At 72.0% G+C, this 20,710-nt stretch carries 18 protein-coding genes; 9 read left to right on the top strand and 9 right to left on the bottom strand.

Annotated features, from left to right (window positions below; genetic code table 11):
* Positions 1 to 46: 46 nt before the first annotated feature.
* Entirely contained in the window at positions 47 to 1,873 is a 1,827-nt protein-coding gene (locus tag AB0I28_RS10950; protein ID WP_357491891.1) for an RNB domain-containing ribonuclease, read from the top strand.
* Here AB0I28_RS10950 and AB0I28_RS10945 read toward each other — a convergent pair.
* From AB0I28_RS10945 to AB0I28_RS10935, 3 genes are read right to left on the bottom strand one after another with little or no spacing between them, the layout of a single operon-like run.
* Complete coding sequence (locus AB0I28_RS10945) at positions 1,860 to 2,576, bottom strand: DUF998 domain-containing protein (protein WP_357491889.1); 717 nt, start codon at positions 2,574 to 2,576, stop codon at positions 1,860 to 1,862. The genes AB0I28_RS10950 and AB0I28_RS10945 overlap by 14 nt on opposite strands.
* Positions 2,573 to 3,823 (bottom strand): glycosyltransferase, encoded by a 1,251-nt coding sequence (locus tag AB0I28_RS10940; protein ID WP_357491887.1) that lies wholly within the window; start codon positions 3,821 to 3,823, stop codon positions 2,573 to 2,575. The genes AB0I28_RS10945 and AB0I28_RS10940 overlap by 4 nt, the downstream gene beginning before the upstream one ends.
* Positions 3,804 to 4,691, bottom strand: a complete 888-nt coding sequence (locus AB0I28_RS10935; protein WP_357491885.1) for a DMT family transporter — start codon at positions 4,689 to 4,691, stop codon at positions 3,804 to 3,806. Before AB0I28_RS10935 ends, AB0I28_RS10940 begins: the two co-directional genes overlap by 20 nt.
* Positions 4,692 to 4,826: 135 nt before the next feature.
* On the opposite strand from AB0I28_RS10935, the gene AB0I28_RS10930 reads away from it, so the two are divergent.
* Positions 4,827 to 5,396: a TetR/AcrR family transcriptional regulator gene (locus AB0I28_RS10930; protein ID WP_357491883.1), complete on the top strand. Its 570-nt coding sequence runs from the start codon at positions 4,827 to 4,829 to the stop codon at positions 5,394 to 5,396.
* Positions 5,380 to 6,840 (top strand): nitrilase-related carbon-nitrogen hydrolase, encoded by a 1,461-nt coding sequence (locus AB0I28_RS10925; protein ID WP_357491881.1) that lies wholly within the window; start codon positions 5,380 to 5,382, stop codon positions 6,838 to 6,840. Before AB0I28_RS10930 ends, AB0I28_RS10925 begins: the two co-directional genes overlap by 17 nt.
* Positions 6,841 to 7,483: 643 nt before the next feature.
* Here AB0I28_RS10925 and AB0I28_RS10920 read toward each other — a convergent pair.
* From AB0I28_RS10920 to AB0I28_RS10910, 3 genes are read right to left on the bottom strand one after another with little or no spacing between them, the layout of a single operon-like run.
* Positions 7,484 to 8,473 (bottom strand): methionine synthase, encoded by a 990-nt coding sequence (locus AB0I28_RS10920; RefSeq protein ID WP_357491880.1) that lies wholly within the window; start codon positions 8,471 to 8,473, stop codon positions 7,484 to 7,486.
* A complete protein-coding gene (gene mnmA / locus AB0I28_RS10915; RefSeq protein WP_357491990.1) occupies positions 8,466 to 9,548 on the bottom strand; it encodes a tRNA 2-thiouridine(34) synthase MnmA in 1,083 nt (360 codons plus the stop codon). The genes AB0I28_RS10920 and mnmA overlap by 8 nt, the downstream gene beginning before the upstream one ends.
* A gap of 38 nt (positions 9,549 to 9,586) precedes the next feature.
* Entirely contained in the window at positions 9,587 to 10,750 is a 1,164-nt protein-coding gene (locus AB0I28_RS10910) for a cysteine desulfurase family protein (protein ID WP_357491878.1), read from the bottom strand.
* A 355-nt stretch (positions 10,751 to 11,105) separates the two neighbouring features.
* Between AB0I28_RS10910 and AB0I28_RS10905 the strand changes: the two genes are divergently transcribed.
* Positions 11,106 to 11,795, top strand: coding sequence for a hypothetical protein (locus tag AB0I28_RS10905; RefSeq protein ID WP_357491876.1), 690 nt, complete (start codon positions 11,106 to 11,108; stop codon positions 11,793 to 11,795).
* Between the two features lie 287 nt (positions 11,796 to 12,082).
* Positions 12,083 to 13,297, top strand: coding sequence for a peptidoglycan DD-metalloendopeptidase family protein (locus tag AB0I28_RS10900; protein WP_357491874.1), 1,215 nt, complete (start codon positions 12,083 to 12,085; stop codon positions 13,295 to 13,297).
* A gap of 89 nt (positions 13,298 to 13,386) precedes the next feature.
* Here the strand turns inward: AB0I28_RS10900 and AB0I28_RS10895 are convergent, their stop codons facing one another.
* The 3 genes from AB0I28_RS10895 to AB0I28_RS10885 form a co-directional block, all read right to left on the bottom strand.
* On the bottom strand, positions 13,387 to 13,992 hold the full coding sequence (locus AB0I28_RS10895; RefSeq protein ID WP_357491872.1) for a biotin transporter BioY: 606 nt from the start codon (positions 13,990 to 13,992) through the stop codon (positions 13,387 to 13,389).
* A gap of 89 nt (positions 13,993 to 14,081) precedes the next feature.
* The gene (locus AB0I28_RS10890) at positions 14,082 to 15,038 is read right to left on the bottom strand and encodes an electron transfer flavoprotein subunit alpha/FixB family protein (protein ID WP_357491870.1); all 957 of its coding nucleotides are present in this window, start codon (positions 15,036 to 15,038) and stop codon (positions 14,082 to 14,084) included.
* Between the two features lie 16 nt (positions 15,039 to 15,054).
* Positions 15,055 to 15,834 carry an electron transfer flavoprotein subunit beta/FixA family protein gene (locus tag AB0I28_RS10885; RefSeq protein ID WP_357491869.1) on the bottom strand — a complete coding sequence of 260 codons (780 nt, stop codon included), beginning with the start codon at positions 15,832 to 15,834 and terminating at the stop codon, positions 15,055 to 15,057.
* A 162-nt stretch (positions 15,835 to 15,996) separates the two neighbouring features.
* Between AB0I28_RS10885 and AB0I28_RS10880 the strand changes: the two genes are divergently transcribed.
* The 4 genes from AB0I28_RS10880 (at position 15,997) to AB0I28_RS10865 (ending at position 20,681) form a co-directional block, all read left to right on the top strand.
* The gene (locus AB0I28_RS10880; protein WP_357491867.1) at positions 15,997 to 16,647 is read left to right on the top strand and encodes a thymidylate kinase; all 651 of its coding nucleotides are present in this window, start codon (positions 15,997 to 15,999) and stop codon (positions 16,645 to 16,647) included.
* A complete protein-coding gene (locus tag AB0I28_RS10875; protein ID WP_357491865.1) occupies positions 16,644 to 16,955 on the top strand; it encodes a PLD nuclease N-terminal domain-containing protein in 312 nt (103 codons plus the stop codon). The genes AB0I28_RS10880 and AB0I28_RS10875 overlap by 4 nt, the downstream gene beginning before the upstream one ends.
* Before the next feature lie 238 nt (positions 16,956 to 17,193).
* Positions 17,194 to 18,510, top strand: a complete 1,317-nt coding sequence (locus AB0I28_RS10870) for a glycosyltransferase family 4 protein (protein WP_357491863.1) — start codon at positions 17,194 to 17,196, stop codon at positions 18,508 to 18,510.
* 65 nt (positions 18,511 to 18,575) lie between these two features.
* Positions 18,576 to 20,681, top strand: coding sequence for a right-handed parallel beta-helix repeat-containing protein (locus tag AB0I28_RS10865; RefSeq protein ID WP_357491862.1), 2,106 nt, complete (start codon positions 18,576 to 18,578; stop codon positions 20,679 to 20,681).
* The last annotated feature ends 29 nt before the right edge of the window (positions 20,682 to 20,710 follow it).

Genomic DNA, 20,710 nt, shown 5'->3' with positions numbered 1-20,710 from the left:
ATGGTGCGAATGGAGCGAGCCCGACGACCCGTAGGAGAGAGCGCACGTGGCTGATGAGACGCGCGGTGTGATGATCGACGGCCCCGACACGGTGGACCGGGACGACGCGGTGTGGGTCGACCGGGACGGCGGGGGCTGGCGGTTGACCGTGCACATCGCCGACGTGGACGCGGTGGCGCCCTTGGGAAGCGGCCTCGACGCGTCGGCGCGCCGGAAGGTCACCACCCGCTATCTGCCCGACGGGCACATTCCCATGCTCGACGGCGGCGGCGAGGAGCGTGCGACGTTGCGCGCCGGTGTCGAGACGCCCACCTGCCGGGTGACGGTCCGCTTCGACGATGACGGCGTCGCCTACGCCGGCGAGGTCGGCCGGGGGCGTCTCGCCGATGGACGCGTGCTGACCTACCCGCAGGCCGCCGCGGCGGTCCGCGAGCGGCACGACCCGCTGCACGAGATGCTGTCGGAGGCGCACCTCCTGGCGCGGACGCTGCTGACGCGCAGACGCGCGGCCGGCGCGCTGGCCTTCTACGACCTGCGGCAGGGTTTCGCCACCACCGAGGAGGGCAACCTGGTCCGGCTCGGCGGGGTGCAGCGCAACGCCGGGTACGTGATCGTGCAGGAGCTGATGATCGCGGCCAACGAGGCGGTGGCCCGCTGGTCGGCCGAGCACGACGTGCCGATCCTGTTCCGCAACCACCGCGCGGCCGCGGTCTCCCCGCCGCGCGACGAACTCCTCGAAGACCTGACCGCGATGGCGGCCAGCTCCGGCAACCGCGACCTGGTCGAGAAACGCCTGGCGATGCTGATGCGCCCGGCGACCTACGCGCCGACGGTGACCGGCCACTACGCCCTCAACCTGCCCGCGTACACGCACGCGACCTCTCCCCTGCGCCGCTACCCCGACCTGGTCACGCAGCGGATGCTCTTCGCGGCCGTCGACGGGGCGCCCGCGCCATACGACTTCGACGAGCTGGCCGCACTGGGCGAGGAGGTCAACGCCGCCATCCGCGAGCGGCGGCTGCGCACCGCCGAGCGGTACCGGGCCGAGGCCCGCAAGGAGACCCGCCGGCAACTCGACACGGCGGCCTACGCGGTCATGGACGCCGAGACCTTCCGCAAGATCCTCAAACTGGCCGTCACCGAGCCCGAACCGCGCGAAGGGATCGCCGAGGAGGTCGTGCGCCGCCTCGACGGGAACCGGCTTCCGCTGCGGGAGGTGTGCCACGTCCTGTTCGACGCCGCCGGGGACGCGTGGCGTCCGGTGCGGGAGCGGCTGGGCGACTGGCTCGCCGAGGAGCCGTCGCGGGCGGTGACCGGGCTGAGCGTCTACGCGCAGGACCGCATCGGCGGCCCGATCTCGGACGACCACGTCCGCTGGGACGTCGCGCCGACGGGCACGGCCCAGGTTCCCCGGTTCACCGCGCGGGTCTCGCTGCGGCTGGGCGAGGAGCGCCGTGACTCGCCGCCGCGGACCGCCACGTCCAAGAAGGACGCGCGGTCGCAGGCCGCCCTCGCGCTGGTCTCGCTGCTCGCCCGGATCGGCGACCGTTCCAGCGACATGGTCGGCGAGGACGGGCCCGCGGGGGCCGCCCAGACGGCCCGTACGCGGCTCGTCCCGTCCGACCGGCATCCGGTCATGGCCGTCAACGAGTACGCCCAGCTCGGCGTGCTGACCGGGTTGCGGTTCACGTACGAGCGGGACGGTTCCCCGCACGAACCGGTGTTCACGTGCTCGGTGTCGGCGGAGCTGTCCTCGACGGGCGAGGACCTGACGGGCACCGGCAGCGCCGGGTCGAAGCAGGCCGCCAAGACCGAGGCCGCCGCCGACATGCGCGCCAAGGTCGACGCGAGTCTAGGTGTCACGAGCGGGTGACCTCGGCGCGGCGGGCCCGCGCCAGGGACACGAACGCGATGACGAGCACCAGGGTGATCTCGGTGAACAGCAGCGCCCGCTGCGGAACCCCGCGCCAGTCGCCGCTGTGCACGAAGTCGGGCAGGAAGGTCCCCGTCGCGGTGATCATGAGCAGCACCGCGCTGACGGTCACCAGCGGCACGACCCGCCGCGCCACGTTGGAGACCTTCGCTCCGCCGAGGCCCAGCGCCAGCAGCAGCCCGCCGGCCGGGATCGCGCCCATGCCGACGCCGGCGGCCCAGCGGTGGATCTCCGCCGAGAGGCTCAAGACGCCCTCGCCGCTGTCGGTGGGGAAGACCGCGGCGGCCAGGAAGGCCACGCCGCCGATGGCGAAGACCGCCCGCAGGAGCCCGGCCCCGCGCAGCGCGAGCCGGGCGGCGGCGACCGCGAAGCAGGCCACCGCCATGGCCGAGACGCCGATGGTGAACAGCCATCCGCCGCCGACCCGGACGTAGCTGCTCACCGGCTGGCTGAGCGCGTCGACGTCGCTGGGGACGAGGTGGAGGTAGCCCATGCAGAGCATGGCCGCGAAACAGGCGGCGATGCCCAGACGCGGGGGAAGCCAGGCCACCAGGTCGATCCGGCTCGCGGCCGGGCGCGTGCGGGTCACGACGCCGACCCGCGCGACCGTCCGGCTCTCACCGGTCCACATCCCGGCGGTCATCGGGTCGCCCTGACTGCCAGGGCCGCGTAGATCTCCTCGAAGCGCGCCAGCGAGCGCTGATGGTCGTGCCCTGCGGCGATGGACCGGCTGTGGTGGCCCATGCGGCGGCGGGCGAGGTCGTCGCCGAGGAGGGCGCGCAGGTGGCCGGTGAGTTCGGTGACGTCGCCGGGCCGGTAGAGGAAGCCGTTGTCGCCGTCGCGGACCAGGTGCGGGAGGGCGACGGCGTCGGCGGCGACGATCGGGAGGCCGCTGGCCATGGCTTCGAGGGTGGCGATGCTCTGGAGTTCGGCGACGCCGGGCATGACGAAGACGTCGGCGGCGGTGTAGACCAGCGGGAGGTCGGCGTCGGGGACGAATCCGAGGAAGCGGACGTCCTCGGCGACGCCGAGTTCGGCGGCGCGCTCGGCGAGGGCGTCGCGGCAGGGGCCCGTGCCGGTCAGCGCGAGCTGGACGTCCACATGGGACCTGCGCAGCGCGGCGACGGCCTCGACCGCTTCGTGGAGGCGCTTCTCCTCGTCGAGGCGGCCGACGAAGGCGACCGTCGGGCGGTCGGGGAGGCAGAGGCGGCGGCGGGCGGACCGTCGATCCGTATAGCGGCCGGCGTCCCCGGGGCTGAACCGGTGCAGGTCGATGCCGCAGGAGACGGCCTCGACGTGGCCGGTGAAGCCCTTGTCGGCGAAGAGCCTCGCGGCGATCTCGGTGGGCGTGGTGACGTGGTCGGCGCGGGAGAAGACCCGGGCGGCGTCGCGCCAGCCGAGGGCCGCGACGCGCTCGCGGAGGCGGTCGGGGATCTTCACGTGGTGCATGAGGTTGTCGGGCATGAAGTGGTTGGTGGCCACGACCGGCACGCCCGCGCGGCGGGCCGCGCGGATCGTGGCGCGGCCGATCATGAAGTGGCCCTGCGCGTGGACGACGTCGGGGTCGACGCGGTCGATGACGTCGGCGACGGTGTCGGTCAGGCCGATGGGGACCGTGAAGCGCATCTGCTGAGTCGGCAGGCGCCGTGATCGCAGACGGTGCAAAGTGATCCCGTCGCGGTAATCCACTGTGGACGAACCGTGCTCGGAGGGGCAGACGACGTGGACGTCGTGGCCTCGCTCGGCCAGCCCTGCCGCCAGGCGGTAGGTGAAGTAGGCGGCGCCGTTGACGTCGGGCATGAAGGTGTCGGTGGCGATGAGGACGCGCATGCGGTCGGCGCCCGTGGCGGCGGGGAAGTCGAGGACGGTGTCAAGAGCGAGCAGCGACATGAGGTTCTCCATGGGGAAGCGGTGCCGCGGCGCCGGCGGGGCGCCGGGTCCGGGCGAGCAGGACGACGCCGGGCAGGATCAGCGCGGCGGAGCACAGGAGCCCGGCGAGCCCGAGCCGGCCCGACGGGAAGGGCTCACCGAGGAAGGCGAGGCCTATCCCGGCGGCGGCGACGGGGTCGGCGAGCAGGAGGGTGGCGAAGGCGAGCGTGAAGCGCCCGGAGCGGTAGGCGTGCTGGACGGCGAGCCCGCCGAGGACGGCGAGGGCGATCGCGGCGGCGGTGTGCCAGTGGAGGAGCGTCGAGGGGTCGCGCCTGGCGGCCGAGCCCAGGACGCGGGCGAAGGCGGACACCGCGCCGAATGACACACCGGCGACTCCCGCCAGGAGCAGGGCGCGTCCGGTGGGGCGCAGGCGGCCGGCGAAGGCGAGGCCGAGCAGGACGGTTCCGGCGGCCGCGGCGCACAGGGCGATCGCGGTGGTCGCCGAGAGGCTGGGTTCGGCGCCGGTGTGGTGCGGCATGGCCAGGACGAGCGCGCCGAGGCCGAGGGTGACCAGCAGCGCGCCGGTGATCTCGGCGGCCAGGACACGCCTGCGGGCAAGGATCGCGGCGGCGCCGACGGCGAAGAGCAGTCCGCTGACGCCGAGGGGCTGGACGAGCGAAACGGGCGCCGAGGACAGCGCGAACAGGTGGAGGCCGACGCCGGCGATCGAGGCGGCCGCACCGGCGATCCAGCGCCGGTCGCGGGCCAGTGCGAGCAGGAGCCGCGGGCGCCCGCCGTCGGCCGCTTCCACGACGACGCGCTCCTGGAGCGCCGCGCCGAGGGCGAGGCACAGGGCGCCGGCGAGGGCGGAGAGGACGGCTGCGGTCATGCATATGAGCCTCCTGTCATCCCGCCGTTCGCACAGTGGGGTAAAGCCCCCTCGCACCCCGGACTTAACCCCCAAGGGAGATCCCGGAGGGCCCCTAGGGTGGCGGAATCGGGCTTCGCTGTTTACGCTGTAAACATGACCGACACCGCCAGCCGCATCGCCGCCGCCGCAAGGGAACTGCTCGCCGAGGAAGGCAGTACGGCGGTGACGATGAGGCGCATCGGGGGCAAGATCGGCCTGTCCGGGATGGCCGTCTACCGCCACTACCCCAGCCGCGACGCCCTCCTCGCCCACCTCGCCGACGGCTACTTCGCCGAACTCGCCGAACGCTGGTCGGACCTGCCCACGACCGCTCCCGACGAGGCCCTCCACCTGGGGCTGGAGCGCATGACCGACTTCGCCCTCGCCGAACCGCGCGTCTACACGTTCCTGTTCACCGAGCAGCGTCCCGGCGCCCGCGAGTTCGGGGAACTGCGCGCCGGGAACTCCCCCACCTTCAACCTCGTCGTCGCGGCCGTGAAGGCCCAGATGGACGCCGGGCGACTGCGCCGGGACGACCCGTGGCTGGTCGGCCTCACCATCACCTCCCACCTGCACGGACTCATCGGACTGCACCTCGGGGGCCGCATCGGCCTGCCCGACGGGGAGTTCCGCGAGCTGTGCCGGCAAAGCCTGGAAAGGATCCTCCATGGACTCCGCGACTGAGCGGCTCACCGCGGCCGCGATCGCCGCGACCGCCTCGGCCGTCCTGTGGACACTCGGCGCCGGACTGACGCCCGTCGCCGCCCTCACCTGGCTGGCGCCCCTGCCGGTCCTGCTCGTGGCGAGCCGGATCCCGGCGCCACTGGCGTTCCTGTCGGGGACACTCGCCTGGCTCGGCGGGCAGATTCCACTGTGGAGCTACTACACCGGCGAGATCATGCTGCCGGTGCCGCTGGTGGTCGGCCTCTTCGTCGGCCCGGCGCTGGTGTTCGGTTTCGCCGTGTGGCTCTTTCGCACCCTCGCCCGCAAAGGCCTGCCGCTGTTCGCCGCCGTCGCGGTCCCGGCGGTGTGGGTGACGCTCGAATTCCTGTTCAGCCTCGCCATGCCGCACGGCGCCTACTGGTCGCTGGCCTACACGCAGTCCGACCTGCTGCCGGTGGCGCAGACGGCGTCGGTGACCGGCGTGTGGGGCGTGACCTTCCTCGTGCTGCTGGCACCGGCGGCGATCGCGGCGATGTCGGCGCCGAACCTCCTGCGGCGGACACGACGGAAGACCGCGACCTTCGCCCTCGTGCTGCTCGCCCTCCCGCTCGGCTACGGCACCGTCCGCCTGGCCACGGCCCCCGAACCGGACGAGACGGTGACGATGGCCGCGCTCGCCCTGGCCGCTCCCTACCCCGTGATGCCCTACGACGCACCGGAAGCCGCCGCGCTCACCGACGCGTACCGGGTGGCGATCGCGCCGGTCGCGGCGAGCGGCGCGAAGGTCGTCGTGCTGCCCGAGAAGCTCTTCTGGGTGCGCGAGGCCGAGTCGGCCGCCTTCCTGGCGTCCTGGAGCGGCATCGCCGCCGAGTCGGGGATCGACCTCGTCGTGGGCGCCGCGCTCGAACAGGACGGGCGCACCTACAACGTCGCCATGTACCTGCCGGCCGACGGCGGCGCGCCCACCATTTACCGCAAGCACCACATGATCCCCGGGCTGGAGACCGACGCGCCGCAAGGCGGGCCCGAACTGACGCCGGGCGGGGAACTGGCCTTCGTGCCCGGGACGAAGTGGGGACTGATCGTGTGCAAGGACCTCGACTTCCCGGCGCTGGCCGCCGACTACCGCGCCGCCGGCGCCGCCGTCCTGCTCGGCCCCGCGCTCGACTTCGGCGCCGACTTCGACGAGTGGCTGCACAGCCGCAGCGCCGTCATGCGCGGCATCGAGCAGGGCATGAGCATCGTGCGAGCCGCCGGCCAGGGACTGGCGACGATCAGCGACCCCTACGGTAGCGTGGCCGAGGGGAAGGAACGGGCGGTGGTGGGAGAGGTCGCGGCGAGCGGGGTGTGGACCGTGTACGGCGTGCTCGGGGACTGGTTCCCGTGGCTGAGCGTGCTGGCGGCGGTGGCGTGCATGCTGCCGGTGTGGTTGCGACGGCCTCGGGGGGTGGTGCTGGCGGCGTGACCGCGGAGGGGTTCTAGACCACAGTGGACGGATGGGGGACGCGGGGACGAGCAGGGTGCGGGCGTGGGGCGGCTGAGCGCGTGACAGCGCCGCATACGAACGCCACTTGATCGACGCCGCCGCGCTGGAGGATGCCGAGGACCTCGACGACCTCGGCATCCTGCGGGAGGGGACGGACGGCGGGACTGGCGGGCGGGGGACGGACGGATGGACGACGCAGCGGGAAGTGTCTCCGCCGCCTGAGCGCTGGGAAGCATGGCCACCGGTTCGGCCGAACGGCCAGTGCACGCAGCCCGCACCGGACTGCAAAACCATCCTCGCCCAAACGGCGGTCGGCGGCCGGCCGCTCAGACCCGAACTCGAAGCGCGGCACGCTCGCCGCCTGCGGGCAGACGAACACGCCAGCGCCGGTCTCCAGGGGAAGTTCAGGACGCGACACCACGCCAGGCGCGGCGGGATCCCTCCACCCCGGCGCGACGCGGTCGCGAACATCGGCGACGCGAAGCCTTCGGGGCCGGCTTCAGCGGAGCCGGTGTCGGACTCTGCGAGCTTTGTGCGCTTTCGCCCGGCGGCCGGGATCGCGCGACGGCAACGGCCGTGGGGCACGCGGCTCCACCGGCCGGTGTTCACCCCCGCACACCCCTTACCCCTCCGGATCCTCCCGCAGCCGCCGCCCCGCCTCCCGGCACGCGTCCAGTACCCGCCGCGCCTCCGCCGGCGTCCGGCCCGCCAGCCCGCACGGCGGCGTCACCACCACCTGCTCGGGCAGGCGCGCGGGCGTCAGCCCGAGCCGCTGCCAGAGGCGGCGGGCGGCGGCGCCCGGGTCGGCGGCGTCGCTGCCGGCGAACAGCCACATGCCGCCGTCGAGCGCTTCACCGAAGGGGTCGAGGTCGGCTGCCTTGTCGAGGTTGAGCAACGCCATGTCGACCGCGATGCCCGCGGCACCCGTCTCGGCCAGCAGCGCGACCGGCACGTTGGGCGCGCAGCTGTGCACGACGACGGGCACGGCCATGGCCTCGACCAGTGAGCGCAACCGCGCCGAGGCGACGGGCGCTTCCACCGGCCGGTAGCGGGCAAGCCCCGACTCGGTGGGGACGGCTCCGGCAAGAACGGCGGGGAGGGAGGGCTCGTCGAGTTGGAGGATGAGGGTCGCGCCGGGGATGCGGCGGGCGAGGTCGGCGAGGTGTTCGCGCAGCCCTTCGGTCAGCGAGTCCGTCAGATCGCGGACGGCGCCGGGATCGCGGAGGATCGCCCCGCCGGTCTGACGCTGGACGCTCGCCGCGAGAGTCCAGGGACCGGCCGACTGGACCTTCAGCACGCCGGCGAAGCCGTCGGCCTGCTCGGTGAGCGTGTCGAGGTCGCGGTCGAGGAAGTCGAGCGCCTGCCGCAGGTCGCGGCCGGGCCGGTCGCAGGTCTGCCAGCGCCCGGCGTAGAGCTCGACGGGGAACTCGGCGAGCAGCGCCGCCGAACGGCCGATCATGTCCGCGCCGGGCCCGCGCGCGGGCAGCTCGGGCAGGTGCGGGAGGTCGGGGAGTTCCCCGAGGACGACGCGGGTGGCCTCGACGATGTCGGTCCCCGGGAGGGAGCCGACGCCGGTGGCGGCACCGGGCGGCAGTGCGGGCCGGTCAGCCACGCTCGGCCCCCGTGATGGTCGCGCTGGCCAGGACGATGTCGCCCCGGGAGTCGGGCAGGTAGGCGACCATCGCCTGCCCGGCCGACACACCCCGGGCGGGGTTGCGCAGGTGGGCGGTGAGGGTGCCGCCCGACGCGACGAGCGTCGCGGGCTGGACCTCGCCGTGCGCGCGCAGCTGCACGTCGCACTCGACGGGCTCGGTCCGCTCCACGCCATCGGTCCAGACCGGGCGCTCTCCGTGCACGATCCTGACCTCCAGGGCCTCGCGGGGGCCGACGGTCACGGTGTTCGACACCGGCGTGATCGACAGCACGTAGCGGGGCTTGCCGTCGGCGGCAGGACGTGTCAGCCCCAGACCGTGGCGCTGGCCGACGGTGTAGGCGAAGGCGCCGTTGTGCTCACCGAGGACCTCGCCGGAATCGCCGTCGACGATGTCGCCGGGCTTGGCGCCGATCCGCTCGGTGAGGAAGCCGCGGGTGTCGCCGTCGGCGATGAAGCAGATGTCGTGGCTGTCGGGCTTGTCGGCCACCGACAGGCCGCGCTCGGCGGCCTCGGCGCGGACCTGCTCCTTGGTGATGTCGCCGAGCGGGAAGATCGCCCGCGACAGCTGCTCGCGGTTGAGCACCGCCAGCACGTACGACTGGTCCTTGCCCATGTCCACCGACCGGCGCAGCACACCGTCCTCGATGCGCGCGTGGTGTCCTGTGACGACCGCGTCGAAGCCCAGCGCGACGGCCCGGTCGAGCACGGCGGCGAACTTGATCTTCTCGTTGCAGCGCAGGCAGGGGTTGGGGGTGCGGCCGGCGGCGTACTCGGCGACGAAGTCGTCGACCACGTCCTCGTGGAAGCGCTCGGCCATGTCCCACACGTAGAAGGGGATGCCGATGACGTCGGCGGCGCGGCGGGCGTCGCGGGAGTCCTCCAGCGTGCAGCAGCCCCGCGCGCCCGTCCGGTAGGTCTGCGGGTTGCGCGACAGGGCCAGGTGCACGCCGGTGACATCGTGGCCGGCCTCGACCGCGCGCGCGGCGGCCACCGCTGAATCCACGCCGCCGGACATGGCGGCCAAAACCTTCAAACTCACCTGTCGAGGTTACGCCAGGCCGCGCGGGGCGCCTATGTGGCCGACGCCGCCCTCGCCCGCTCGACCGCGGTGGGCAGTGCGGCGATGAGTTCGTCGACGTCGGCCTGCGTCGAGGTGTGCCCCAGGCTGAACCGCAGCGTCGAGCGTGCGAGCTTCGCGTCGGCGCCCATCGCGAGGAGCACGTGGGAGGGCTGCGCGACGCCGGCGTTGCAGGCCGAGCCGGTGGCGCATTGCACACCGGCGGCGTCGAGGAGCATGAGGATCGCGTCGCCCTCGCAGCCCGGAAACGACAGGTGCGCGTTGCCGGGGAGGCGGTCGACGGGATCGCCGTTGAGGATCGCGTCGGGCACGGCCGCGCGTACGCGGGCGATGAGGTCGTCGCGCAGGCGCGCGAGGCGCTCGGCGGTCGCGGCCTGCTCGGCGACGGCGACGCGCACGGCCGCGGCGAAGGAGACGATCCCGGGCACGTCGAGGGTCCCCGACCGCACGTCGCGCTCCTGTCCCCCGCCGTGCAGCAGCGGGGTCACCGGGACGTCGCGGCCGAGCAGGAGGACGCCGACTCCGGCGGGTCCGCCGAGCTTGTGTCCGGTAACCGTCAGTGCCGCCGCGCCGGACTCCGCGAAGTTCACCGGGACCTGTCCGACCGCCTGGATCGCGTCGGTATGCAGGGGAATGCCGTGTTCGTCGCTCGCGGCCGACATTTCACTGATTGGCTGGAGGGTACCGACTTCGTTGTTGGCCCACATCGCCGTGACGAGCGCGATCTCCTCACCGTGGGCGGCGAGGATACCGGCAAGTACGTCCATATCGATACGGCCCGCGGAGTCCACCGGGAGCAGGCTCACCCGGGCCCCTTCGTGACGTTCCAGCCACTCGACGGCGTCGAGGACGGCGTGGTGCTCGATCTCGGAGCACACCACCCGCACCCGGGCCGGATCGGCGTCGCGCCGCCCCCAGAACATGCCCTTAACTGCGAGGTTGTCACTTTCGGTGCCACCGCCGGTGAACACGACCTCACTCGGCCGCGCCCCCAGATCGGCCGCGACGGACTCCCGCGCCTCCTCGACGAGCCTTCGGGCGCCGCGCCCGGCCGCGTGCAGGGCGGAGGCGTTTCCGAGGTGCGTGGCTGCCGCCACGTACGCGTCGAGGGCGTCGGGGAGCATCGGGGTCGTGGCGGCGTGATCAAGGTAGGCCATGGCATGCACAGCCTACCGAGAGCCGCTCGGCCGCCGGTGCCAACCGGGGCGCCGGGCCGCCGGGCGGGGATTGCTTTAGCCGCCGCGAACGGACACGATGTTGCCCATGGCGACGGCAACACGAACCGACCAGACACATCCGCTGGCCGAGGTACTAAGACACGGACCGTTCCATGTGGCCCTCAGGGCCGCCATCGACGCCCGTGGCCTCGGACTTGACCGCCTGCAACACAGGCTGGCCGAACGCGGGCTGCGAGTATCGACCACAAGTCTCAGTTACTGGCAGCACGGCCGAACCCAACCCGAGAAACCCAACTCGATAGCGGCAGTCGGCGTACTCGAGGAGATCCTCGGTGTGCCGGCGAACGCGCTGGTATCACTGCTCGGCCCGCGCCGGGCCCGCGGTCCGAGGACCATCCGCGCCGAACGGGAGCGACCGGAGGTCGTACTCGGCGGCGGGGCGGCCATGCGCGAGCTGTGCGACGAATTCCCCGCGGCCCGGGAACATCGGGTGGACGTCCTGAGCGAACAGGTCACCGTCTACATCGACGCCGAACGCAGGGAGGCACGACTCATCACCGCGCTGCTGGTCAGGGCCAGGCGCGGAGGAATCGACCGTTACGTCGCGGCCTATCGGGGAGACCCGGGCTGCGAGATCGACCGGGTCCGCGTCCTGGCGGGGCGCGACTGCGAGATCGGCCGTGTGGTTCGGCACGATCAGCGACCCATCCTGCTCGCCGAGCTGATGTTCGGCCAGCATCTCGCCGAAGGCGAGACCCATCTGTTCAGCTACGAGGTCAACGACCAGACCGCCGAGACGACCGGCCACGGCCGGGGTTTCCGCGCCCCCGTCGACCAGTTCATCCTCCAGGTCCGCTTCGACCCGGCGGCCCTGCCCTCCCGTTGCTACAGCTTCGCCCAGGCGAAACTGGCCAAGAACCGGCACGAGACCGGCGACCTGGCGCTCTCCGCGCGGCACACCGTCCAACTGGTGGAGACGAATGTGCAGCCCGGCGCCATCGGCATCGGCTGGGACTGGCCCTGAGGGCCTGTCCGGTGGATCACCACGGGGGTCCCAGGACCCACCGGACACGTCCTAGCCCGTAACCGGGTCACGAACAAAAGGCAAGGCGCCGCGCGCCCCGGCCGCGACGCTGAATGCCCATAGTCACGTCGGAGCGTGTGCCCGCGAGCCGGGCACACGCCTTCACCATGCCCGCGTCCGGTCGCCGGGGCGAAGATCGCAATTTAGGTGAATTTCTTGTGCTGGTGCGCGGTTCCGGCGGGGTCTAGCGTCTCGATCACTTCCAGCCCCACACCAGGAGCGACACCATGAGACGAACACTCCGGCCCCTCTTAACCGCAGGTCTGGCCTTCGCGACACTGGCCGCCTCGATCACCTTCGCCGGCCCCGCCGGCGCCGCCCCGAGCCTCGACCGGGCGGTCACCGACGCCATGTCGGCGGCGAAGGGCGCGCAGGCCCGCGACCTCTACGAGCTCGCCCCCGACGCCGGCCTCTCGGCGATCGTCGAGTCCGGCCGGACCTCGCGTTCGGGCGACTGGGTCTTCGGCGGAGCGGCCTTCCGCGTCCCCTCGACCACCCACAGCGGCCCGGTCACCGCGCTGTTCTTCGGCCACCGCGTCAACGGCCGCTGGCAGGTCGCGCTCGAAGGCACCCCCGCGTTCGCCCGCGCGACGGCTCAGGCACCGGCCGAGCTCATGGGCGACGGCGAGCGCGCGACGCTGGCCTCGACGGCGGTGCCGCAGGAGGCGTCCACGCTGGCGGCGACCGGTCTGGCGCTGCCGTGGAAGGCCAACGGGGGCAGCTGGCGCCATTGGGGCGTGCACGGCGACTCCGGCACGTCGACGCCCTACAACTCGATCGACTTCTACGGTGGGGACCGCATGGTGCGGGCCGCGCAGTCGGGTCGCCTGTACCGCTTCTGCGGGACGAGCACGCCGTTCATCAAGGTCGTGCACGACAACGGGTGGACCACCGGGTACTACCACACTTACAACCAGACGACTGTCGCCGATGGGTCACAGGTGGCCCTCGGTGCCTACATCGGTGAGATCGGCGAGCAGCTGCCCTGCGGTGGCCGGGCCAACGGCGACCACGTGCACTGGTCGCTGTGGCAGGGCAACTCGCCCGTGGGCGTCAACGGCAAGGAGATCGGCGGCTGGATCTGGTACGCGCAGTCGCAGGCCTATCAGGGCTACGCGGTGCGCGGGAGCACGAGGCTGTACAACTCCGACTGCTGTCTGACCAACTACGGGCCGGGTTCGCCGGGGACGGGGGTGCAGGCCCCGGTGTACAACCCGAACGGGACGGTCAACATCCGCAGCGGGCCGCGTCTGAACGCCGCGGTGGTGCGGTCGGCGCCGAGCGGTGAGGTCGTGTCGCTGGCCTGCTATGTCCAGGGTGATTCGGTGACAGGGCCGTGGAACAACACGAGCACGGTCTGGGATCGGCTGTCCGACGGCAACTACGTGTCCGACGCCTTCGTCGACACCGGCAGTGACGGTCCCGTGGTACCCGCTTGTTAGACCTTCCGGTCCCATGTGGACGAAGGACCCGCCCCCACGGCCTGTCGCCATGCCGTGGGGGCGGGTCCGGCAGCGCCGGGAGCCGGGGCTCAGGCGTCGCGGAACTTCTTCACCAGGGCCCACGCGCCGGGCAGGAGCGCGGCGGCGATGGCGAGTTTGATGAGGTCGCCGACGAGGAAGACGGCGGCTCCCTTGTAGAGGCCGGTGGAGATGTCCATGCCGGAGGCGGCGATCAGGTAGGGCACGCCGAAGGCGTAGATGACCAGGTTGCCGATGATCATCGTGCCGATGGTCCGCAGCGGGGTGCGGTCGCCGCCGCGGCGGGCGAGCTCACCGACGACGACGCCGGCGGCGAGGAAGCCGATGACGTAGCCGAGGGAGACGATGCCGGTGCCGGAGTTCCCGTCGGTGAACCAGGGGACGCCCGCCATGCCCGCCAGGAGGTAGAGCGAGAAGGTCAGGGCGGCGCGCACCGGGCCGTAGGCGGCGCCGAGGAGGAGGGCGGTGAGCGTGGTGGCCACGAAGGGGACCGGGGAGATCGCCGGGATCTCGACGGCGACCTGGGCGGAGAGCCCGACGAGGCCGGCGCCGCCGAGGACGAGGACCGCGTCGCGGGCGAGGGTGGTCGCCTTGGCGGAGGCGGGGATGAGGTCGGCCAGTACCCGTCGGCCGACCACTGCGGACTGAGTGGCCATGCGGCACTCCTCCAATGCTTATTGGTGAGTCCCTACAAAACAAGGGGTGCGCCGACAATAGCGCACCCCTTGCATGTGGATCAAAGCCGTCAGCGACGCTGCTTGATGCCCTCGGCGGCCTGCGGGACGACCTTGAAGAGGTCCCCGACGACGCCGAAGTCGGCGAGCTCGAAGATGGGCGCCTCTTCGTCCTTGTTGACCGCCACGATGGTCTTGGCGGTCTGCATTCCCGCGCGGTGCTGGATCGCGCCGGAGATTCCCAGGGCGATGTAGAGCTGCGGGGAGACGGTCGAGCCGGTCTGGCCGACCTGGAACTTGTGCGGGTAGAAGCCGGCGTCGGTCGCGGCGCGGGAGGCGCCGACGGCTCCGCCGAGCAGGTCGGCGAGTTCCTCGACGAGCGCGAAGTTGTCGGCGCTGCCGACGCCGCGTCCGCCGGAGACGACGATGGACGCCTCGGTGAGTTCGGGGCGGCTGCCCTTCTTCTCGGCGACGCGTTCGACGACGGCGACCTTCTTGGCCTTGTCGGACACGGCGACCTCGACGGCGACCTGTTCGGGAGTGGCCGCGGCCGCTTCCGGGGTCAGCGAGTTGGGTCGCACGGTCACCAGCGGGATGCCCTTGGTGACCTGGGACTTGACGATCCACGAGCCGGCGAAGACGTTCTGCGTCGCGGTGCCGTCGGCGTCGAGGCCGGTGACGTCGGTGAGCAGGCCGTTGCCGAGCTTGACCGCGAGGCGGCCGGCGATCTCCTTGCCCTCCTGTCCACTGGACAGAAGGACGGCCGCGGGGGACTTCTCCGACACCAGGCCGGCGAGGACCTCGGCCTTGCCGGCGACCAGGTAGTCGGCAAGGTCGGCGTGCTCGGCGACGTAGACCTTCTGCGCGCCGTACTGCCCGAGGGCTTCCACGAGGGGGCCGGCGGTGCCGGGGGCGCCCAGCACGATCGCGGAGGGCTCACCGAGGGCACGGGCCATGGTCAGCATTTCGAGGGTGACCTTGCGAACGGTGTCACCGCTGGCGTCGACTACGACGAATACCTCAGCCATATCGCTTTCCCTTCCCCTACACGAACTTCTCGGCGGCCAGGTACTCGACGAGCTTGTCGCCGCCGTCCCCGGAGTCCTCGACGCGCTGGCCGGCGCCGCGCACGGGGCGCGGTTCGGCGGACAGCACCTTGGTGGCGGCACCGGCGGTGCCGACCTCGTCGGCGGAGACGCCCAGGTCGGCGAGCGTCAGCGCGGTGACGGGCTTGCGCTTGGCCGCCATGATCCCCTTGAGGGACGGGTAGCGCGGGGTGTTGATGGTGTCCCACACGGACACGATGGCCTTGCCGGAGGCGCGCACGACCTCGTAGCCGTCCTCGGTCTGGCGCTCGACGAGGAGGCCGTCGCCGTCGACGGTGACCTTGCGCGCGCCGGTGAGGGCGGCGATGTCCAGGAGTTCGGCGAGCATGTGCGGCATGACCTGCACGCCGCCGTCGGTGGACTCGGCGCCCGAGAGGATCAGGTCGTACTCGAGGGTGCCGAGAGCGGCGGCGAGGACCTTCGCGGTGGCGAGCGCGTCGGAACCGGCCACGGCCTCGTCGCTGACGTGCACGGCGGCGTCGGGTCCCATGGAGAGCGCCTTGCGAACGGACTCCAGCGCCTGGTCGGGTCCGACGGTGACCAGGGTCACCTGTCCGCCGGTCTCGTCCTTGAGGCGGAGCGCCTCCTCGATGGCGTATTCGTCCATTTCGTTGATGACGTTGGTGCCACCGGTACGGTCCACGGTGTGCCCGTCACCGGCGAGCGAGCGCTCGGCGCCGGAGTCCGGTACCTGCTTGACCAGGACAACGATGTTCATCGAGCCGGATACCTCCTGAATTCTGCCTACTTAGCGATCGTTCAGTGCTCATCCTCGCGCGGACAAGCCGAGAGTGACACACCGGGTCACGGACAACATGGTACCCGCCAAGTTACCGACGAGTAACGAAGACTGTCGTCCGCTTCCTCTACCCTTTAACAGGTGGACGACTCCCAGCCCCCAGGGGCCGTCATCGCTCTCGTCGGCATAGATGGCGCCGGAAAGACCACGCAGGCGCGCAGGCTCACCAGCCGGCTCGTCGAGCGTGGGATTCCCGCCGACTACCACCTCGCCGCCAGCGGACGCCGTGTCCTGTCCAACGTCGCCAAGAGACTAGGCCGGGGAGACTCCATCGCCCTGCTCGGACCGCGCACCGCGATGCGCGCCGAAACGGCCATGCGCAGGCTCAACCTGAGCTGGAGCCTGCGCGCCGACCTGCTGGTCGCCGACCGCTACAGCTACTGCCAGTTCGCCCGCACCCGCATGCTCTGCCCCGAGGTCGAGCCCTGGGTCCGCAAGGCCATGCGCGGCGTCCCCCGCCCCGCCCTGACCCTGTTCCTCGACCTGCCACCCGAGCTGGCCAGCGAGCGCGTCGCCGTGCGCGGGATCGACGAGGAGCCGGTGGATCGCCTGCGCGCCCTCGACCGCGCCTACCGCGAACTTCCCGAGGCCGCCGCCTTCACCTATATCGACGCCACGGGCACCACCGACGAAGTGAGTGTGCGAATCGACGAATGGGTTGACAAACTGTTGGCAGGGGGTGAACTCGGTGTGGAGTTCCCCGACATCGATGAAGGCGGTGACGACCGATGATCCGCGGGCTGCTCGTGCTCTTCATCATTTACGTCGTACTGGTCATCTCCGCGCTCGCCGACTGCCTCGGCGGTGAACGGCGACCCCGCCATCTGCCGCGGTTCGCGTGGGCGCTGACGATCCTGCTGGTACCGGTCGTCGGCGCGGTCCTGTGGTTCGCGACCGGACGCCCGCGCGCGGCGACGGGCCCCGGCCCGCAGGCGGCGCCTCCGTCGACTCGGACGCAAAAGGCGCCCGACGACGACCCGGAGTTCCTGGCGGAGCTGGCGCGAAGGCTCAAGAAGAAGGAAGAGGACGGGGGGAAGTAGTAGCCGCCGCACGCGCGGTGGGGGTGGTCACCGAGTTCTCGGCCACACCCGTGGCGCGTGCGCCGGTGCCCACCGCGCCTGGAACAGCCGCGCCGAGACCGTCGGGGCGCGCCCCTCACTCTCCCCCTACCCGCCAGTACCCCCGCGTGCCCCTGCCCGGACAATTGCCTCCGTCGCCCGCCGCCGAACCGGCGCGGGCCACGGGGTGCCGCAGGACCACGAGACGAGGAGCTAGAGCATGAGCAGGGGCGTTGACCAGGCGAAGCGCGGCGACAGGCACTCGGTGCTCGTGTTCTCCTGGGAGTACCCGCCCGTCCTCGTCGGCGGTCTCGGCCGCCACGTGCACGCGCTGGCCACGGCACTCGTCCGCGAAGGCCACCAGGTCACCGTCGTGACGCGCTACGGCGAGCACCCCGACGGGTCGCCGGCGGCCCTCGACGAGGTCGTCGACGGCGTGCGCGTGATCCGCGCCCCGCAGGATCCGCCGCTGCTCACCCTGACCACCGAGACCCTGCTTGCCTGGACGATGTCGCTCAACCACGCACTGGTCCGCGCGGCGCTGGGCGCCGGCGGCGAGTACGACGTGGTCCACGCCCACGACTGGCTGGTCAACCACGCCGCCGTCACGCTCAAGCACCACCTGCGCGCGCCGCTGGTCGCCACGATCCACTCGACCGAGGCGGGGCGGCACCGGGGGTGGCTCCCGGCCGAGCTCAACCGCTGCATCCACTCCATCGAGTGGTGGCTGACCTACGAGGCCCGGCGCGTCCTGGTCTGCTCGGAGGACATGCGCTGGGAGGTCAGCCGCCTCTTCGAGCTGCCCGCGGCCAAGACGCAGGTCGTCCACAACGGTGTCGACCCCGCCGCCTTCGCCGCCGCGCCGGCCGCCGTCAAGGCGCAGCGCGACAAGTACTCCCCCGACGGGCCGATGGTCCTGTACGCGGGCCGGCTGGTCTTCGAGAAGGGCGTCCAGGACCTCCTCGACGCCGTGCCCGCCCTCCGCGAGCGTCACCCGGGGCTGCGCGTGGTCATCGCCGGCGACGGCCCACACGCCGAGGACCTCAAGGCCCACGCGGTGAAGGCGAAGGCCTTGGACGGGGTCGACTTCGTCGGCTTCATCGGCGGCCACGACCTGCCCGCGCTCTACGCCGCCGCCGACTGCCTGGTCGTGCCGAGCCGCTACGAGCCCTTCGGGCTGGTGGCGCTGGAGGCCGCCGCCGCGGGCACGCCCGTGGTCGCCTCCGACGTCGGCGGGCTCGCCGAGATCGTCGAGTCGGGCGTCACCGGACTCTCCTTCCCGCCGGCCGACGTCGGCGCGCTGACCGAGGCGGTCTCCACGGTCCTGTCCGACCAGCTCCTCGCCCGTCGCATCACCGCCTCGGCGCGCGCGATGGTGCACGAGCGTTTCGGCTGGTCCGACATCGCCGCCGAGACCGCCCGCGCCTACACGCGAGCCGTCGACGAGGAGCGCGCGCTGCGCCTGCGCCAGTCCGTCGGGAGCGCGCGGCCCTCGATGGTCATCCCGGAGGGCAACCTCCTGCTGCGCGACGCCTGAAACCCGGGGAAACTCGCCGGTAACGAACACCCACACGGCGGCCGAGTTTCCCTAAACTCTCTCGCATGTCGACCAGAGGCCAAGCACAACGTGGTGTCGCCTTAATCCTCGCCGTCCTCGCGACGCTGCTCACCGCGCTGGTGATCCCACCGGCGCCCGCCGCCGCGCACGAAGAGCGCCCCATCACCTTCCCCGACGGCAGCGGCAGTGTTCCCGTCTACCGCACCGACGGCCCGTACCTGACCGTATGCAAAGACGACGCGGCGGACTTCGCCGCCCGTATCGCCGGGTTCCCCGCCGACGTCAAGGCCCGCAACGAGACCCTGTACGAGGAGTGCCAGACCTCCGGGCACCGCGACGTGCAGGCCGCCGTCGACGCCGTGCAGACCGCGGGCATGCGCATCCTGGTGCTGCCGGGCCTCTACGAGGAACTGCCGAGCCGTCCCGAGCCGACCGGCGCGTGCGCGAACCTCCAGGCGCCGATATCAGGGCTGGGCCACCAGATCCTGAGCTTCGAGCAGCAGGCGCAGTGCCCGCACAACCAGAACCTGGTCGCGGTCATGGGCAAGCGCGACCTCCAGATCGAGGGCACCGGCGCCTCCCCCGCCGACGTCGTCCTCGACGCCGGCTACAGCAAGCTCAACGCGCTGCGCGGGGACATGGCCAACGGCATCTACCTGCGCAACTTCACCGCCCAGAAGACCACCTTCAACGCCGTCTACATCCTCGCCACCGACGGCTTCGCCATCGACGACGTCGTCGGCCGCTGGAACGACGAGTACGGCTTCCTGACCTTCGGATCCGACCACGGCCTCTACAACGACTGCGAGGCCTACGGAAACGGCGACTCCGGCGTCTACCCGGGCTCGGCGAGCGACATCAACAGCGGCTCCGGCCACGAGGTCGGCCGCTACGCCATCGAGATCCGCGGCTGCAAGAGCCACCACAACATGCTCGGCTACTCCGGTACCGCCGGCGACTCGGTGTGGACCCACGACAACGAGTTCTACGAGAACTCCGCCGGCTTCTCCACCGACTCCGGGTTCCCCGACCATCCGGGCCTGCCGCAGAACCACGCGCTCGTCGAGAACAACGACATCCACGACAACAACCAGAACTACACCGGCTACGTCACCGACGGAACCTGCGCCAAGCCCTACGCCGAACGCGGCTACGAGCAGGGCGTGGTGTGCCCCGCGGTGAGCGTGCCGGTCGGCACGGGCGTGCTCGTCGGCGGCGGCAATGTCAACCTGTTCCGGAACAACCACGTCTACGGCCACGACTCCGCGGCGTTCATGCTGCTGTGGGTGCCGGCCTTCGTGCGCAACGAGACCGCGCTGGGCAAGCAGGCCGACACCTCGCACGACAACTGGTACAAGGACAACGTCCTCGGCGTGTCCCCCACCGGCGAGTCGCGGCCCAACGCCCGCGACTTCTGGTGGGACGGGCAGGGCTCGGGCAACTGCTGGCAGGACTCTTCGAGCGGCTCCGACCCCATCCCGCTGCCCGCCTGCGGGTCCTGGCTGTCGACGAACCGCGCGGTCGGCGACCCGACGAAGATGCTGAAGCTGCTGCACTGCGCGGAGTTCGACCAGCGCGCCAAGAACGTCCCGGCGAGCTGCGACTGGTACGGGGCGGCGGGGTCGGATCGCATCGAGTTCCACCTGAGCGCGGCCAAGTCGGTCGCCGTGATCGCGGCGGTGCTGCTCGGCTGGCTGGTCCTGGGCCTGCGCTCCTACCGGGGCACCGCCCGCGTCTTCGGGGTGCCGCTTCGCCCGGCCGCGACCGTCTCCACGGTCGGCGTCATCGTCGGCACGGTCGTGGCGACCTCCGGCCACTACCTCGACGTGCCGCTGTACGCGCCGATCGCGCTGACCCTGCTCGGGCTCGGCTGGATCGGCCTCGGCGCGGCCTGGCGGCGCTCGGGACGCGGCGGGCTCGGCGCCCTCTCGTGGATCCTGGGCGTCCTGTCCCTCGCCGACGCCGTCGACAAGAGCCTGCTGATGTGGCCGTGGATCCCGGTGCCGCCGGCGTGGCTCGCGCTGATCGCCTTCGCGGTGTGGGGGATCTGGATCGTGCTCGCCTCCGCGCGGGCGCTGACGCGCCGCAAGCCCCCGGAGCCCGAACCCGACCCGGCGGGCGACCCCGAGCGCGTACCGGCCGGGGTCTGAGCCGAGCGGCGCGGCCGGGATCACCCGGC

Source organism: Phytomonospora sp. NPDC050363, assembly GCF_040655735.1.
Taxonomy (GTDB): domain Bacteria; phylum Actinomycetota; class Actinomycetes; order Mycobacteriales; family Micromonosporaceae; genus Phytomonospora.
This window is presented reverse-complemented; position numbering and strand designations above follow the sequence as displayed.